Raw genomic sequence first — 14,321 nt, 5'->3', positions numbered from 1 at the left:
GGATTGTCCCACAGCGCCTTGGCGAAGTCGGTCTTCACCAGGCCCGGGGCCACGCAGTTCACGCGGATGTTGTAGGGGCCGAGCTCGCCGGCGAGGTTGCGGGCGAGCTGCATGTCGGCGGCCTTGGAGATGCAGTAGGCGCCGATCACCTGGCTGCCGCGCAGGCCGCCGATGGACGAGACGATGATGATGGCCCCGTCCATGCGCGCCTTCATCTCGGGCGCCACCATCTGGATCATCCAGTTGTTGGCCACGATGTTGTTCGACAGGATCTTGTTGAACGCGTCGTCGGGGATATCGAGCTGCGAGCCGTAGAACGGGTTCGACGCGGCGTTGCAGACCAGGATGTCGATCTGGCCGAACGCCTTGCGCGTCTCGTCCATCAGGCGCTGCAGGTCTTCCTTCGACGAGATGTTGGCCGGCACCGCGATGGCGTGGCCCGGATACTCGGCGTTGATGGCGGCGGCGACCTCGTCGCAGGGGCCGGCCTTGCGCGAGGAGATCACCACCTTGGCGCCCTGCTGGGCCATGCGCTCGGCGATGGCCTTGCCGATGCCGCGCGACGAGCCGGTGATGACCGCCACCTTGCCGGTGAGATCGAAGAGGCCTTTGGCGCTCACCTTGGGGGCTTCCAGTACGGCCATCGCAGGCTCCTCCAAACATCTGTTTAAGTCGGCGGTCATTTGCGACGGGTGGTGACGCGCGGTCAAGGCGTCGCGCCCGGCGCGAATGCGAACCCGCGCGTGCGATTGCGCGTGACGGCCCGCCCCGATGCCGTATCTTCGAAAACGAGGCGGCCGGGCGAGAGCCGCCAGCGTATTGGGGGAATCGATGCGGACGTTGTGGGGCGTGGCCACGGGGATCGCGGCGGCGGTCGGCGTGTGGGCGGCGAGTTCGGCCAGCCTGGCGCAGAGCGTGGGGCAGATGCCGCATCCGGGGCAGGCGATCTACCGGCTGCGCTGCGCGACCTGTCACGACAATCCCGAGGCGAGCCGCTCGCCCTCGAAGGCGGCGCTGGAGGCGATGAGCGTGCAGACGCTCGAGTTCGCCATGACCGGCGGCAAGATGCAGGCGATGGCCGACGGGCTTTCGGCCGACGAGCGCGGACAGCTCATCGGCTACCTGACCGGCCGCAGCCAGGCCGCCACCGAGACCTGGAGCGCGGCCATGGCCTGCGCCAGCAAGACGGTGGCGGTGAAGGGCCCGGCGAGCGTCGCCACCTTCGGCTTCGACGCGCGCCAGACGCGGACGCTGACGGCGAAGCAGACCGGACTGACGAAGGCGAAGCTCAGCAAGCTGGACCTCGCCTGGGCCATCGGCTTCCCCGAGACGACGATGATCCGCGCGCAGCCCGCGGTGGTGGGGAACATGGTGTTCCTGCCGGTGGCGGAATCGTCGGCGATGTACGCCTTCGACGTCAGCGATCCCGGCAAGCCCTGCATCAAGTGGGTCTACAACGCCCCCGGCGCCCCGCTGCGCACGAGCGCGGCCTACGGCGTGATCGCCGACGGGACGCCGGTGCTGGCCTTCGCGGGCCTGGACACCACCGTCCACGTCCTGGACGCGCGCACCGGCAAGCCGATCTGGAAGAAACAGGTCGGCAGCTATTCCTACTCGATGACGACCGGCACGCCGCGCGTGCTGAAGGACCGGATCATCGTGCCGGTCAGCCAGTTCGAGATCACCATGGCCGGCGACAACAAGGTCGCCTGCTGCACCAACCACGGCTACGTGCTGTCGCTGGACCCGAAGAGCGGCGAACAGCAGTGGCGCTACGACACCATGCCGGACGCCCAGCCGGTGCGCGACCGCGGCGACGGCAAGCCGCTGCTCGGCCCCTCGGGCGCGCCGATCTGGAACTCGCCGGTGATCGACGAGAAGCGCGGGCTGATCTTCTTCGGCACGGGCGAGAGCAATTCGCCGCCCGCGCACCGCAACACCGACGCCCTGATCGCCATCCGGCTGAAGGACGGGACCGAAGCCTGGAGCCACCAGGCGACCGCCGACGACATCTTCAACATCGGCTGCGGGCTCAATCCGCAGCCGGGCCGGTTCAACTGCGTGAAGACGCCGGAGACGGTCTATCGCGACGTGGACTTCGGCGCTTCGTTCATGCTGGCGAAGCTGAAGAGCGGGCGCGAGCTGGTGCTGGCGGGCCAGAAGTCGGGGACGGTCTGGGCGATGGATCCGGACACCGGAAAGGTGGTCTGGCGAACCGACATCGGCACGGGCGCACCGAACGGCGGCATCCACTGGAGCATCGCCTTCCTGGACGACATGGTGATCGTGCCGGTGGCGCAGGTCGGCCGGCCGCTGCCCGGCGGCGCGCCCATCGACCCGAAGCTGCAACCCGGCATGTACGGGCTGGACGCCCGCACCGGCGAGATCCGGTGGCACTATTCGGCGACGCCGGACTGCGCGGGCGAGCGGGGCAAGAAAGCGCCGCGGTGCGACCGGCTCTACGGCTATTCCGGCGCCGTCACCGTGATCGACGGCGTGGCCGTGCAGGGCACGCTGGACGGACGGCTGGTGGCGCTGGACGCGAAGACCGGCGCGAAGGTCTGGGGCTACGACACCCTGCGCGAGTTCACGACGCTGAACGGCGTGCCCGGCCGGGGCGGCTCGATCGACGCCGCCTCGATCGTGGGGGTGAACGGGCTGGTCCTGGTAGGCTCGGGCTACGGGATGTTCGGCCAGGCCCCGGGCAACGTGCTGCTGGCGTTCCGGCCGAAGTGACCCCGGAGCCTTCGCGCCAGCGGAGGCTCAGTCTTTCGGAACACGCGGAATACGCGGAATGACGCGGAGAAAAGCGCCGGAAGTCTTCCGCGCAATTCCGCGTATTCCGCGGTTTGTTGAATCGGAAGGCGCCGCTTCGCGGCCTTGAGGGTAGGCCGCCGTGGTCTAAGCTGAGCCAGAGGTCGGAGGGATTGCGGTGATGCGGGTGGTGGTGCGGGTCCTGCTGGGGCTGCTGCTGGTTGTCGTGGTGCTGGCGGCCGTGGTCGTGGTGCGGACGCTGACGTTCAAGGGCGGCGCGACGGCGGACCTCGCCGACGTGAAGGTCGCAGCGCCGGTGGCGATGGACGTGGACCTCGCCGCGCGCCACCTGAGCCAGGCGATCCAGATCCCGACCGTGCGCCACCAGGAGCGCGCCGACGACGTCGACGCCGAATGGACGAAGCTGCACGCGATGCTGGCGGCCAGCTATCCGCTGAGCCACGCGGCGATGCAGAAGGTGGAGCTGGCCAGCCGGACGCTGGTGATGACCTGGCCCGGCAGCGACCCCTCGCTCGCCCCCATCGTGCTGATGGCGCACCAGGACGTGGTGCCGGTGACGGCCGGGACCGAGGACGACTGGCGGCATCCGCCGTTCGGCGGCGTGATCGCGGACGGCGCCGTCTGGGGCCGCGGCGCCATCGACGACAAGGGCTCGCTGATCGGCATCTTCGAGGCGACCGAGACCCTGCTGAAGCAGGGGTTCAGGCCGAAGCGGACGGTGATCGTCGTCTCGGGCGGCGACGAGGAGGCCATCGGCCAGGGCGCGCCGGCCGCGGCCGCCTACCTGAAGAGCCGGGGGATCACCGTCGAGTTCGTGCTCGACGAAGGCCTGGCGGTGCTGCTGAAGAACCCGATCAGCGGCGGCAAGCTGGCGGTGATCGGCACGGCGGAGAAGGGCTATGCGACGCTGAAGGTGACGGCGCCGGCGACGGGCGGCCACTCCTCGGCCCCGCCGGCCGACGGCGGCGGCGTGGTGACGCTGGCCCGTGCCGTGACAGCGATCTCGGACAAGGGCTTCCCGCTGAAATTCACCGGCCCGGGCGCGGACATGATCCGCTCGCTGGCCCCGACCGCGCCGTTCGCGGTGCGGATGGCGGTGGCCAACGAGTGGCTGTTCGGCGGGCTGATGACGAAGCAGGCGGCGGCGACCGCGTCCGGCGCGGCGCTGCTGCACACCACCATCGCGCCCACCATGCTGAAGGGCAGCCCGAAGGAGAACGTGCTGCCGCAGGACGCCACGGCGTTCATCAACTACCGCATTGCACCGGGCGACACCTCGGCGGACGTGATGGCGCGGGCCAAGAACGCCGTGGAAGGCCTGCCGGTGGAGTTGGCCTGGACCCGCAAGCCCAACGAGCCGTCGCCGGTCTCGTCCACGACCTCGTGGGGCTGGAAGATGGTCGCCGCGACCGCCGGCGCCGTGGCCGGGGCGCCGGTCGCGCCCAGCCTCGTCACCGCCGGCACCGACAGCCGCTACCTCGCGCCGGTGGCGAAGGACGTCTACCGCTTCCAGCCGGTGGAGTTCGAGATGAGCGACATCGAGATGATCCACGGCACCAACGAGCACATGACGCTGAAGAACCTCGAGAAGATGCTCCAGTTCTACGCGCGCCTGATCGTGACCAGCGCGGGGTGAGGCGAAGACGCAGCGTTGCGGACTTGCCGGAACCGCAACGGACCAATAACTCCAGGGGTACGAAACATACCGCCCGCCGCGGCGGCTGACCAAAAGGCGCGACCTATGCTGAAGTGGACTTCCTACCTCGACGACGAAGACGGCGACGACGAGGACAAGAGCCGCCTGCCCGACATGCCGATGACGGCGGGGCCGGTCCAGAACGCGCTGTTCAAGAGCCGCACCGTGCTGATCTTCGGCGAGATCGACATGCGCCTGGCCGAGCGGGTCACCGCCCAGATCACCGCGCTGGCCGCCGAGAGCGACAAGCCGATCCGCGTCATCATCAACTCGCCGGGCGGCCACGTCGAGAGCGGCGACACCATCCACGACATGATCCGCTTCTGCGGCGCCGACGTGAAGGTGATCGGCACCGGCTGGGTGGCCTCGGCCGGCGCGCACATCTTCCTGGGCGCGAAGAAGGAAAACCGGCTCTGCCTGCCGAACACGCGCTTCCTGCTGCACCAGCCTGCCGGCGGCGTGCGCGGCCAAGCCTCGGATATCCAGATCGAGGCCGAGGAGATCATCAAGATGCAGGAGCGGGTGAACCGGATGATCGCCCGCGAGACCGGCCAGCCCTACGAGAAGGTGGTCAAGGACACCCACCGGAACTTCTGGATGAGCGCCGAGCAGGCGGTCGAGTACGGCCTGGTCGGCAAGATCATCACCGACGCGTCGGAGGTGTAGGACACTCCCATTCCGCTCATCCCGGCGAACCCAGATGGAATGGCGGCAGAGCGCGCTGCGTGATCCGGGAATCAAGCAGCGCGCTCCCGATTCTTGATTTCGCCGAAAACCGGCGGCCACTTTTCGGCACGATGCTCTAGAGAGGTTCGACTGGCTCTGCGCTGATCCCATCAGCTCGGGCGTTCGCGATCTGGGTCCCGGCCTGCGCCGGGATGAGCGGGAGAGAGAGATGACACAGCCGTGGTGGAAGGGCGCGATCCTCTACCACGTCTATGTCCGCAGCTTCTGCGACTCGGACGGCGACGGGCACGGCGACCTGCCGGGACTGATGTCGAAGCTGGACTACATCCAGGGGCTGGGCGTGGACGGGGTGTGGCTGTCGCCCATCCACCCGTCGCCGAACCGCGACTGGGGCTACGACATCGCCGACTTCTCGGGCATCCAGGCGGACTATGGGACGGACGAGGACTTCCAGGCTCTGCTGGACGAGGCCCACGCCCGCGGCCTGAAGGTGGTGCTGGACGAGGTGCTGAGCCACACGTCCGACGTTCATCCCTGGTTCGTGGAGAGCCTGACCGGCGGCAGGGATGGGCCGAAGGCGAACTGGTACGTGTGGGCCGATCCGCAGGAGGACGGGACCGCGCCGAACAACTGGCTGTCGGTGTTCGGCGGTCCGGCCTGGGCCTACCAGCCGACACGGCGGCAGCACTATCATCACAAGTTCCTGCGCCAGCAGCCGAAGCTGAACTGGCGCGACCCGGACGCGCGCGAGGCGGCGCTCTCGGTGCTGGACCACTGGCTGGACAAGGGCGTCGACGGCTTCCGGCTCGACGTGGCCGGGACCTTCCTGCACGACGCGGCGCTGACGCCGAACCCGCCCGTGCCGATGGCCGAGCGGCGCGGGCTGAACTGGAGCCACGCCGGCAACCTCCAGTTCCACCACTACGACTCCAACCTCGAGGAGAACGTCGAGACGCTGGACGTCATCCGCCGCCGGGTCGACGCGTTTCCGGACCGCTTCGTGTTCGGCGAATTCTCGGAGGAGGAGGAGCGCTGCGGCGCGTACCTGTCGCCGATGGACGGCCTGCACTCTGGCTACACCTTCGTGATGCTGCTGCAGCGGAAGCTGGAGGCGGGGTTCGTGACGCAGCACTACGAGACGCTGGCGCGCTTCCCGGACCACTGGCCCACGATCAGCTTCTCGAACCACGACGTGCCGCGCACCGTCAGCCGGTTCGGCGGCAAGGACGCCTCGCCCGAGCTGGCGAAGATGATGTTCGCGCTCCTGATCGCGCTGAAGGGCACGACGCTGGTCTACCAGGGCGAGGAGCTGGGGCTGCCGCAGGCCTCGCTGACCCGCGACCAACTGCGCGACCCGGTGGGCGACCTCTACTGGCCCTACGACGGCGGCCGCGACGGCTGCCGCACGCCGATGCCGTGGACGACCGGCGAGAACATGGGCTTCACCAGCGGCGAGCCCTGGCTGCCGCTGGCCGCCGAACACCGCGGGCTGTCGGTGGAGGAACAGGGCGCCGACCCCGACTCGGCGCTCAGCTTCTCGAAGGAGATGATCGCGCTGCGCAAGGCGACGCCCGCGCTCAGCGTGGGCGACATCGCGTTCCTGGCCGTGCCTGCGCCGCTGGCGGCCTTCGTCCGCGCGCACGAAGACGGCGACGTCCTGTGCGTCTTCAACTTCTCGGGCGAGCCGCAGGTGTTCGCCCATCCGGGACTGGCGCAGGCGGAGCTTCTCCCGCTCCGCACCGGCGAGGCCGACCTGCGGGGCGAGTCCGTGGGCCTGTCGCCCTATGCGGCGTGCTTCCTGCGGCCGGCGGTATAGGCGCGCCGTGCTTCCTGCGGCGCACCCGGGCGTTTAGAAGGGCGCGATGCCCGATGGCGAGACCCCTGCCGCCCGCCCGGAGAGCGCCATCGGCGCGCGCTTCGGCCAAGGCTTCCTGACCGACGCCTGGTATCTGGCGGCGCTGTCCGGCGACCTGAAGCCGGGCAAGCTCAGCCACGTCGAGATGCTGGGCGAGCCGGTGATGCTGGGGCGCAGCAGGGGCGGCGAGGTCTTCGCGCTGCGCGACGTCTGCCCGCACCGCGCCGCGCCGTTGTCGGCCGGCCGTTTCCACCGGGATGCGGCGGGCGTCGAGACGGTGGCCTGCCCCTATCACGGCTGGCGGTTCCGGGCGGACGGGGCCTGCGCGGCGATCCCGTCGCTGACCGCCGACCAGGCGATGGAGACCGAGCGCATCCGCGTGCGGCGCTATCCGGTGGCGGAGAGCCAGGGGATGGCGTTCGTGTGGATGGGATCCTCGCCGGCCTCCGAGCCCGACCATCCGCCGCCGAGCTTTCCCGGCGTGGTCGGCGGCGCGCCGAAGCTGGTCGACCGCATGGTGTTCGAGGCCCACATCGACCAGGCGGTCGTGGGCCTGATGGACCCGGCGCACGGGCCCTACGTGCATCGGCAGTGGTGGTGGCGCACGGCCGGATCCGAGCATGACAAGGAAAAGCGGTTCGAGCCGCGCGAGCAGGGCTTCGCCATGGTCCGCCACGCGCCGTCGAAGAACAGCCGCGCCTACGCGCTCCTGGGCGGGCAGCCGCTCACCGAGATCACCTTCCGCCTGCCGGGCCTGCGCTGGGAGCATGTGGTGGTGGGCCGCCGCCAGGTGCTGTCGCTGACCTGCCTGACGCCGATCGACGAGCGGCGGACCCAGGTGACCCAGATCGCCTGGTCGGACCACCCGGCCTTCACGCTGCTGAAGCCGGTGATCGGCGCGATGGCGCGGACCTTCCTGCGCCAGGACGCCGAGATGGTGGACCTGCAGAACCAGGGCCTGAAGCACGATCCGTCGCTGCTCTGGCTGGACGACGCCGACCGCCAGGCCAAGTGGTATCAGGCCCTGAAGCGCGAATGGGTGGCGAGCCGCCGGGAGGCCCGCGCGTTCGTGAACCCGGTCGAGCCCGCGACGCTCAGGTGGCGGAGCTAGAGGCTACGCCTTGCCCGCCTCGCCGGTGAACACCACCCGCGTACCCTTCTCGACGGCCTTGGAGAGCTGGACCGCGTCCCAGTTGGTGAGGCGGACGCAGCCGTGGCTGGCGGCCTTGCCGACCAGCCGCGGCTCGGGCGCACCGTGGATGCCGTAGGTGTCCTTCGAGAGGTCGATCCAGACCGCGCCGACCGGGTTGTTCGGCCCCGCCTGGATGGTGAGCTTGCCGGCCTTCCTGTCGCCGAAGCTGAGCTTCGAGGGATCGTAGGTCCAGGTGGGCGCCGGCGCGACGGCGGTGACGGTGAGTTCGCCGGATGGGCTCGGGAGGTCCTGCGAGCCGACCGTCGCCGGATAGGCGGCGAGCAGCGTTCCGGCGGCGTCGTAGGCGCGGACCTGCTGGCGGCCCTTGTCGACCTCGATGGTGGCGACCTTGGCGGCGAGCGCCTCGCGGGCGGGATAGGCGACGACGATCCGCGTGCCGGCCACGGCGAAGTCGACGCCGGGATTCAGGGCCTGAAGCAGCGGCGCGTCCATGTGGAAGCGCTCGGCCAGAGCCTCGAGCGGATTGGCGTAGGCCAGTCGCTCCAGCTTCGCCATCCGGGCGTAGTCCTTCGGGATGTCGGGCGTGAACGGGCCCTCCACGTCCGCGTCGGTGATGACGTAGTCGGTCAGGACGGGGCCGGAGTCCGCCGTCAGCCGGTCCCAGACCTCGACGTCCAGGATCCCGTCCTCGGGCAGGCCGTTGGCGCGCTCGTAGGCGGCGACGGCGTTGCGCATGTTCTCGCCGTCCAGGCCGTCGATGACGCCGGGCGAGAAGTGCGCGCGGTCGAGGAGGACCTGGGCCCGCACCCAGAGGTCGCGCCTGGCCCTGGGATCGGCGAGCTGGGCGCTGAACACCGCCTGGTCGATGGCGGTCGCGACTGGCGACGACGACGGCTGGGCCGGCGGCTGCCCGGCCGTCGACGCCTGCGGCGGGCCCGGAGACGCCTTCGCCGGCGCGGCGGCCCTGGTCTCGGGCTTCGGCGTGATCCGCACGTCGCAGGCCGCCAGAGCCGGGAGCGCCAGGCCGACGAGCAGGATCGCGGAGAACTTCATGCTGGACCTCTGCGTTGAGCCGCGACTTGCTGCGGCGGAATGCAGATGAAGCTTCGAGACGTCCGGGGGTTCCTGCAGGCGCTCGCGATCGCGGGCGTCCTGCTGGGCATCGTCTTCTTCCGCGTGACGTCGTGCGCGCCGGGACAGCCGGGCGTGGAGGCGCCCCTGGGCCGCCTGTTCGCCCAGGCGCCGGTCGAGCCCCAGCCGGTCGAGCCGGTCGGGCCACAGCCGGTCAGCGCCGAATGCCGCCTCGAGGGCTGGCGGACCGCGGCGCAGGCGAACGCCGATTCGCTGCCGACCCTGAACTGGGCGCCGTTCGGCCGCGCGGAGACCGGCTGGGAGATCTACGTCCCGCTGGTGCAGCACGAGATCCGCACCCGTTGCCCCGCCAACGCCGAGGGCTTCGCCGCCGCGCTCGCGAGCTGGCAGGCGGCGAACGGCCGAGAGCCCGACGGCGTCTTCGGCGAGGCCGTCTTCCTGGCCATGAAGAGCGTGGTGCAGACCCGCCGCGAATTCGTGCGCTACACGGCCGGCGGCGCCTGCCCCGAGACGCCGGACCTGATCACCGCCGCGCGGATCGAGGAGGGCTATGGCGGCAAGCAGGTGTGGATGCGGCCGCGCGCGCTCGCGGCCTACCGGCGCATGGTCTCGGCCGCCCGCGCCGAGGTCCCCGAGATCGCCGCCGACCCGCGCAACCTCTCCATCTTCTCCGGCTATCGCAGCCCCTCGGCGGACGCGGCGCGCTGCCAGGCGGAGGGCAACTGCGACGGCGTCGTGCGGGCCCGCTGCTCGGCGCATCGCACCGGGCTGGCGGCGGACATGTACGTGGGCCAGGCCCCGGGCTTCGGACCGGATTCCAGCGCCGACCCGAACCGGCTCTTCATGACGCGGACGGCGACCTACCGCTGGCTGCTGGCGAACGCCGGCCGGTTCGGGTTCGTGAACTACCCGTTCGAGCCGTGGCACTGGGAGTGGACGGGAGAGGCGCCGTAGCGCGCGGGAGGCCGGTTCAGGCGCGGAGCGCGAAGCCGTCGGCGATGAGGCCGATCTGGCGGTCCATGACGGCGATCATGGCCTTGGCGTCGGCGTTGCTGGTCACCACCAGCCGGTAGGTCCAGGCGTAGGCGCTGACGAGCAGGTCGATGACTTCGTCCAGGTCGGCGTCGGGGCGGACGTCGCCCTCCGCCTGGCCGCGCCGAAGCGTTTCGCGGATGACCTCGCGCAGGCGCTGGTTGCGCCCGTAGGGCCGGACGCCGGGCGCGAGCGTCCAGTCGTAGGCGGCGGCGATGTGGCTGAGGAACAGCCGGACATGCCGGGCCTCGAACTCGAAGTGGACGGCGAACATCGTCCGCAGGCGGTCGGCGGTGGAGCCGCGCACATGCGGCATCACCCGGTCGATCTCCGCGTAGAGCGGGTCGAGCCGGGCGGCCATCACCTCGGAGAGGATCTCGCCCTTGGAGGCGAAGGTCGTGAAGACCGAGCCCACGGCGACGCCGGCATGACGGGCGATCTCGCGGATCGTCGTGCCTTCGTAGCCGTGGGTGTCGAACAGCTCCCGCGCGGCAGCGATGACCCGCTGGCGCGTCGCTTCCTTCTGCGACTGCCGAGCAGGCGGGGCCGCCTTTCCCGAAGGCAGCGGAGGCGTGGGTCCGACGTCAGCCTTCATGCGGGATGCGCTCGCCGCCTCAGCCGCGACGGGCGCCCGCCAGCAGGATGCGGATCTGGTCGCGCGCACGCGCCTGGAGCGCGTCGAGGCTCCAGCCTTCGAAGATCGCCTGCGGGAAGTTCGACAGGTAGGTGTCGAACAGCATCTGCGAGCGGAGCTTCACCTCGGCTTCCTGCGACAACTCGCCGCGGGTGACCGCGTTGGCCAGGCTCTCGGTGAAGAGGTCCTGCATCGTGACGTTGTTGGGCAGGCCGCGCAGCGTCGGGCCGCCGTCCTTGTCCCACGACACCGAGAAGGCCGCGCGGGCCAGTTGCAGGCGGGTCTTGTAGAAGGTGTAGCCGGCCATGAACATCTTCAGCAGGCCGTCCTCGACGTTGCGGCCGCGCTCGGCGGCTTCGCGCATCGAGGCGATCAGCGCCTCGATGTCGTCGATCATGATCTCGCGGAAGAGGTCCGACTTGTCCGTGAAGTTCGCGAACACGGCGCCGGTCGACATGCCGGCGGCCGAGGCGATGTCGCGGATGGTGGCGCCTTCGTAGCCTTGTTCGGAGAAGAGGCGCCGCGCGGCGGCCAGGACCTTGAGGCGGGTCTGTTGCTTGGCGAGGGCGCGGCGGGTGGGGGCGCGGGCCGGAGAATCGGCCGCGACCGAGTTGGGGGAAATGTGCTTCATTCGTCTCTTGTCGTTCACCGGAGGGGGGTTCCGGCGAAGTGCTTGGTTTGGGGGAGAAACCGGCGCTGCCATGCGGTATCACCGGTGATGAACGTGTTCAACTAACTCGTTACTCGAACTGGGTTACAGAGTTGCAACCTGCCGGGCGCCGGACCCTTCGAGACCGGTGTCGCCGACCGGCAAGCCCTTATTCCATAAGGAATCCCCCGTCACGTCGAATCTGACCGGAGGCCCTGAGCGGCGCTCGCTGAACATGATCACGCACGCCAAACTCAAATTCAGAAGAAACAAGAGCTTGGCGTTGGCCTATCGGCGCTCTGCGGCCTAAGTTGGGCGCATGGACGTGTTCGACTACCTCATCTACGCGGCGCTGGCGGCGGTCGCGATCGTGCTCGCGGCGGGGATCTTTTCGCTGTTCCGCGGCGGCGACTTCGGGCGGTCGTACTCCAACAAGCTGATGCGCCTGCGCGTGATCACCCAGGCGATCGCGATAGCCGTCCTCTGCCTCGCGGTCTGGTGGCGCAGCCATAGCTGATGGTCACGCTGAACCGCATCTACACGCGCACCGGCGACGCGGGGACCACGCGGCTCTCGACCGGCGCGCCGGTCAGCAAGGCCGACCTGCGGGTCGAGGCCTATGGCGCCGTGGACGAGACCAACGCCTGCCTCGGGCTGGCGCGGGCGGGCCTCGCCGACGCCGAACTCGACGCCATGCTGGCGCGGATCCAGAACGAGCTGTTCGACCTGGGCGCGGACCTGTCGACGCCGCCGAGGGACGGCGAAGCCGAGGGCTCGGTGCTGCGGGTGAGCGACGGACAGGTGACGTGGCTGGAGGGCGCGATCGACGCGCTGAACGACAAGCTGCCGCCGCTGGCTTCGTTCGTGCTGCCGGGCGGGACGCCGGCGGCGGCGGCGCTGCACCTGGCGCGGACGGTGTGCCGGCGGGCCGAGCGCGAGGCGGTGCGGCTCGTCGAGGCCGGCGAGCCGGTGAGCGGACCGGCGATGCGCTATCTCAACCGCCTCTCGGACTTCCTCTTCGTGGCCGCGAGATGGGCCAACAACCGCGGCGCGGCCGAGGTGTTCTGGAAGTCCGGCGCGACGCGTTCCCTTCCGTAGCGGGGAAGGGAACTACTTCCTGTCAGGCGCAGAGGCCCGACCGATGGCCTTCTTCGCCTCCGCCAGGGCCTTCTCGTCGGTGATCAGGCGGCCGGTGATGTCGCTGGTCAGCACCGGGGTGGCGCAGATGCGCTCGACCGGATCCCACCACTTCCTGAGCTCCTTCTCGCAGTGCATGGCGGGCTGCACCCACCACACCTGCCAGACCCCCACGCCGATGGCCGCGGCGATGAAAAGGCCGAAGAAGATCAGCTTCAGGCGCTCGATATGCGGGTTCATGTGGCCTTTTACGTAAGGACAGGCGGGTCTGGCTAGTTTTGTGCGCCGCGGCACAACCTTGTCCGCCAGACTTGCAAAGCGCGGCGGAACGGGTATCAGCCACCCGCTTATTGCTTTTCCGCGAACAATTTGAGGCGCTAGCAACCCATGAAGGTGTTGGTCCCGGTCAAGCGGGTGATCGACTACAACGTCAAGGCCCGCGTGAAGGCCGATCAGACGGGTGTCGACCTCGCGAACGTCAAGATGTCGATGAATCCCTTCTGCGAGATCGCGGTCGAAGAGGCCGTCCGTCTCAAGGAAAAGGGCGTGGCCACCGAGGTCGTCGCCGTGTCGGTGGGCCCGACGCAGGCGCAGGAGACGCTGCGCACGGCGCTCGCCATGGGCGCCGACCGCGCCATCCTGGTGCAGACCGATCAGGACCTGGAGCCGCTGGCGGTGGCCAAGGTGCTGAAGGCGGTGATCGGCGAAGAGAGCCCCGAGCTGGTCCTGATGGGCAAGCAGGCGATCGACGGCGACAACAACGCCGTCGGCCAGATGCTCTCGGCGCTGCTCGACTGGCCGCAGGCGACCTTCGCCTCGGAAGTGGCGATCGGCGGCGGCAAGGCCACCGTGACGCGTGAAGTTGACGGCGGGCTACAGACCATCGACGTGAGCCTGCCGGCGGTGGTCACCGCCGACCTGCGTCTCAACGAGCCGCGCTACGCCTCGCTGCCCAACATCATGAAGGCTAAGAAGAAGCCGCTGGACGTGAAGGAGCTGGGCTCGCTCGGCGTCGACACCGCCCCGCGCCTCAAGGTCGTGAAGGTTTCCGAGCCGCCGAAGCGTTCGGCCGGCATCAAGGTGGAAACCGCCGCCGACATCGTTTCCAACCTCAAGACCGCGGGGGTCCTCTAAATGGCCGTTCTCGTCATCGCGGATCACGACAACGCGACCCTGAAGGACAACACGCACAAGGTGGTGACCGCCGCCCAGGCGATCGGTGGCGACATCGACATCCTGGTGGCCGGCACGAACACCGCGGCGATCGCGGCTGAAGCGGCCAAGATCGCGGGCGTGCGCAAGGTGCTGACCGCGGAAAGCGCCGAGCTGGGCCAGGGCCTGGCCGAATCCGTGGCCGACCTGATCGTGGGCCTGGCGGGCGGCTACGACGCCATCCTGACCCCGGCCACCTCGCAGGGTAAGAACTTCAGCCCCCGCGTCGCGGCGAAGCTGGACGTGGCGCAGATCTCGGACGTGACCGAGGTCGTCTAGGCCGACACCTTCACCCACCCCATCTATGCCGGCAACGCCATGGAGACGGTGCAGTCGGGCGACGCCAAGAAGGTTCTGACGGTGCGCCCCACCGCCTTCAAGGCGGCGGCGGAAGGCGGA

Annotated in this window: 14 protein-coding genes and 1 pseudogene; 10 read left to right on the top strand and 5 right to left on the bottom strand. The window is 69.6% G+C overall.

Features of this window, described 5'->3' with window-relative positions; all coding sequences use genetic code 11:
* A partial coding sequence (locus JNL41_RS20665) for an SDR family NAD(P)-dependent oxidoreductase (protein ID WP_293478067.1) occupies positions 1 to 644 on the bottom strand: 644 nt, incomplete at its 3' end.
* A gap of 187 nt (positions 645 to 831) precedes the next feature.
* Between JNL41_RS20665 and JNL41_RS20660 the strand changes: the two genes are divergently transcribed.
* From JNL41_RS20660 to JNL41_RS20640, 5 genes are all read left to right on the top strand, one after another.
* Positions 832 to 2,736 (top strand): PQQ-binding-like beta-propeller repeat protein, encoded by a 1,905-nt coding sequence (locus JNL41_RS20660; protein WP_293478066.1) that lies wholly within the window; start codon positions 832 to 834, stop codon positions 2,734 to 2,736.
* Between the two features lie 199 nt (positions 2,737 to 2,935).
* On the top strand, positions 2,936 to 4,411 hold the full coding sequence (locus JNL41_RS20655) for a M20 family peptidase (protein ID WP_293478065.1): 1,476 nt from the start codon (positions 2,936 to 2,938) through the stop codon (positions 4,409 to 4,411).
* Positions 4,412 to 4,516: 105 nt separating this feature from the next.
* Positions 4,517 to 5,137, top strand: coding sequence for an ATP-dependent Clp protease proteolytic subunit (locus JNL41_RS20650; protein WP_293478064.1), 621 nt, complete (start codon positions 4,517 to 4,519; stop codon positions 5,135 to 5,137).
* 229 nt (positions 5,138 to 5,366) lie between these two features.
* Positions 5,367 to 6,974, top strand: coding sequence for an alpha-glucosidase (locus tag JNL41_RS20645; RefSeq protein ID WP_293478063.1), 1,608 nt, complete (start codon positions 5,367 to 5,369; stop codon positions 6,972 to 6,974).
* Between the two features lie 46 nt (positions 6,975 to 7,020).
* The gene (locus JNL41_RS20640) at positions 7,021 to 8,124 is read left to right on the top strand and encodes an aromatic ring-hydroxylating dioxygenase subunit alpha (protein ID WP_293478062.1); all 1,104 of its coding nucleotides are present in this window, start codon (positions 7,021 to 7,023) and stop codon (positions 8,122 to 8,124) included.
* A gap of 3 nt (positions 8,125 to 8,127) precedes the next feature.
* Here JNL41_RS20640 and JNL41_RS20635 read toward each other — a convergent pair whose 3' ends face one another.
* Positions 8,128 to 9,219, bottom strand: a complete 1,092-nt coding sequence (locus JNL41_RS20635; protein ID WP_293478061.1) for a L,D-transpeptidase — start codon at positions 9,217 to 9,219, stop codon at positions 8,128 to 8,130.
* A 45-nt stretch (positions 9,220 to 9,264) separates the two neighbouring features.
* Between JNL41_RS20635 and JNL41_RS20630 the strand changes: the two genes are divergently transcribed.
* Positions 9,265 to 10,212, top strand: coding sequence for a D-alanyl-D-alanine carboxypeptidase family protein (locus JNL41_RS20630; protein WP_293478060.1), 948 nt, complete (start codon positions 9,265 to 9,267; stop codon positions 10,210 to 10,212).
* Positions 10,213 to 10,228: 16 nt separating this feature from the next.
* Here the strand turns inward: JNL41_RS20630 and JNL41_RS20625 are convergent, their stop codons facing one another.
* Both JNL41_RS20625 and JNL41_RS20620 read right to left on the bottom strand, forming a co-directional pair.
* Positions 10,229 to 10,885, bottom strand: coding sequence for a TetR/AcrR family transcriptional regulator (locus tag JNL41_RS20625; protein WP_293478059.1), 657 nt, complete (start codon positions 10,883 to 10,885; stop codon positions 10,229 to 10,231).
* Positions 10,886 to 10,904: 19 nt separating this feature from the next.
* Positions 10,905 to 11,555 carry a TetR/AcrR family transcriptional regulator gene (locus JNL41_RS20620; RefSeq protein WP_293478058.1) on the bottom strand — a complete coding sequence of 217 codons (651 nt, stop codon included), beginning with the start codon at positions 11,553 to 11,555 and terminating at the stop codon, positions 10,905 to 10,907.
* Between the two features lie 337 nt (positions 11,556 to 11,892).
* Between JNL41_RS20620 and JNL41_RS20615 the strand changes: the two genes are divergently transcribed.
* Both JNL41_RS20615 and JNL41_RS20610 read left to right on the top strand, forming a co-directional pair.
* Positions 11,893 to 12,090 (top strand): twin transmembrane helix small protein, encoded by a 198-nt coding sequence (locus JNL41_RS20615; RefSeq protein WP_293478057.1) that lies wholly within the window; start codon positions 11,893 to 11,895, stop codon positions 12,088 to 12,090.
* Complete coding sequence (locus tag JNL41_RS20610; RefSeq protein WP_293478056.1) at positions 12,090 to 12,671, top strand: cob(I)yrinic acid a,c-diamide adenosyltransferase; 582 nt, start codon at positions 12,090 to 12,092, stop codon at positions 12,669 to 12,671. The genes JNL41_RS20615 and JNL41_RS20610 overlap by 1 nt, the downstream gene beginning before the upstream one ends.
* A 12-nt stretch (positions 12,672 to 12,683) precedes the next feature.
* Here JNL41_RS20610 and JNL41_RS20605 read toward each other — a convergent pair whose 3' ends face one another.
* Positions 12,684 to 12,950, bottom strand: a complete 267-nt coding sequence (locus tag JNL41_RS20605) for a hypothetical protein (RefSeq protein WP_293478055.1) — start codon at positions 12,948 to 12,950, stop codon at positions 12,684 to 12,686.
* A gap of 147 nt (positions 12,951 to 13,097) precedes the next feature.
* Here JNL41_RS20605 and JNL41_RS20600 point away from each other — a divergent pair, with 147 nt between their 5' ends.
* Positions 13,098 to 13,844 (top strand): electron transfer flavoprotein subunit beta/FixA family protein, encoded by a 747-nt coding sequence (locus tag JNL41_RS20600; RefSeq protein WP_293478054.1) that lies wholly within the window; start codon positions 13,098 to 13,100, stop codon positions 13,842 to 13,844.
* Positions 13,845 to 14,321: pseudogene (locus JNL41_RS20595) on the top strand (electron transfer flavoprotein subunit alpha/FixB family protein); the annotation flags it as partial. It abuts the gene before it with no gap.

The organism is Phenylobacterium sp. (genome assembly GCF_016793285.1).
Taxonomy (GTDB): domain Bacteria; phylum Pseudomonadota; class Alphaproteobacteria; order Caulobacterales; family Caulobacteraceae; genus Phenylobacterium.
The sequence above is the reverse complement of the archived record's forward strand: the minus strand, read 5'-3'. Positions and strand labels throughout refer to the sequence as shown.

What these genes read in the sequence shown, in the direction of transcription:
- JNL41_RS20660 (WP_293478066.1), top strand. Translation starts at nt 832, where the DNA reads ATGCGGACGTTGTGGGGCGTGGCCACGGGGATCGCGGCGGCGGTCGGC.
- JNL41_RS20655 (WP_293478065.1), top strand. Translation starts at nt 2,936, where the DNA reads ATGCGGGTGGTGGTGCGGGTCCTGCTGGGGCTGCTGCTGGTTGTCGTG.
- JNL41_RS20650 (WP_293478064.1), top strand. Translation starts at nt 4,517, where the DNA reads ATGCTGAAGTGGACTTCCTACCTCGACGACGAAGACGGCGACGACGAG.
- JNL41_RS20645 (WP_293478063.1), top strand. Translation starts at nt 5,367, where the DNA reads ATGACACAGCCGTGGTGGAAGGGCGCGATCCTCTACCACGTCTATGTC.
- JNL41_RS20640 (WP_293478062.1), top strand. Translation starts at nt 7,021, where the DNA reads ATGCCCGATGGCGAGACCCCTGCCGCCCGCCCGGAGAGCGCCATCGGC.
- JNL41_RS20635 (WP_293478061.1), bottom strand. Translation starts at nt 9,219, where the DNA reads ATGAAGTTCTCCGCGATCCTGCTCGTCGGCCTGGCGCTCCCGGCTCTG.
- JNL41_RS20630 (WP_293478060.1), top strand. Translation starts at nt 9,265, where the DNA reads ATGAAGCTTCGAGACGTCCGGGGGTTCCTGCAGGCGCTCGCGATCGCG.
- JNL41_RS20625 (WP_293478059.1), bottom strand. Translation starts at nt 10,885, where the DNA reads ATGAAGGCTGACGTCGGACCCACGCCTCCGCTGCCTTCGGGAAAGGCG.
- JNL41_RS20620 (WP_293478058.1), bottom strand. Translation starts at nt 11,555, where the DNA reads ATGAAGCACATTTCCCCCAACTCGGTCGCGGCCGATTCTCCGGCCCGC.
- JNL41_RS20615 (WP_293478057.1), top strand. Translation starts at nt 11,893, where the DNA reads ATGGACGTGTTCGACTACCTCATCTACGCGGCGCTGGCGGCGGTCGCG.
- JNL41_RS20610 (WP_293478056.1), top strand. Translation starts at nt 12,090, where the DNA reads ATGGTCACGCTGAACCGCATCTACACGCGCACCGGCGACGCGGGGACC.
- JNL41_RS20605 (WP_293478055.1), bottom strand. Translation starts at nt 12,950, where the DNA reads ATGAACCCGCATATCGAGCGCCTGAAGCTGATCTTCTTCGGCCTTTTC.
- JNL41_RS20600 (WP_293478054.1), top strand. Translation starts at nt 13,098, where the DNA reads ATGAAGGTGTTGGTCCCGGTCAAGCGGGTGATCGACTACAACGTCAAG.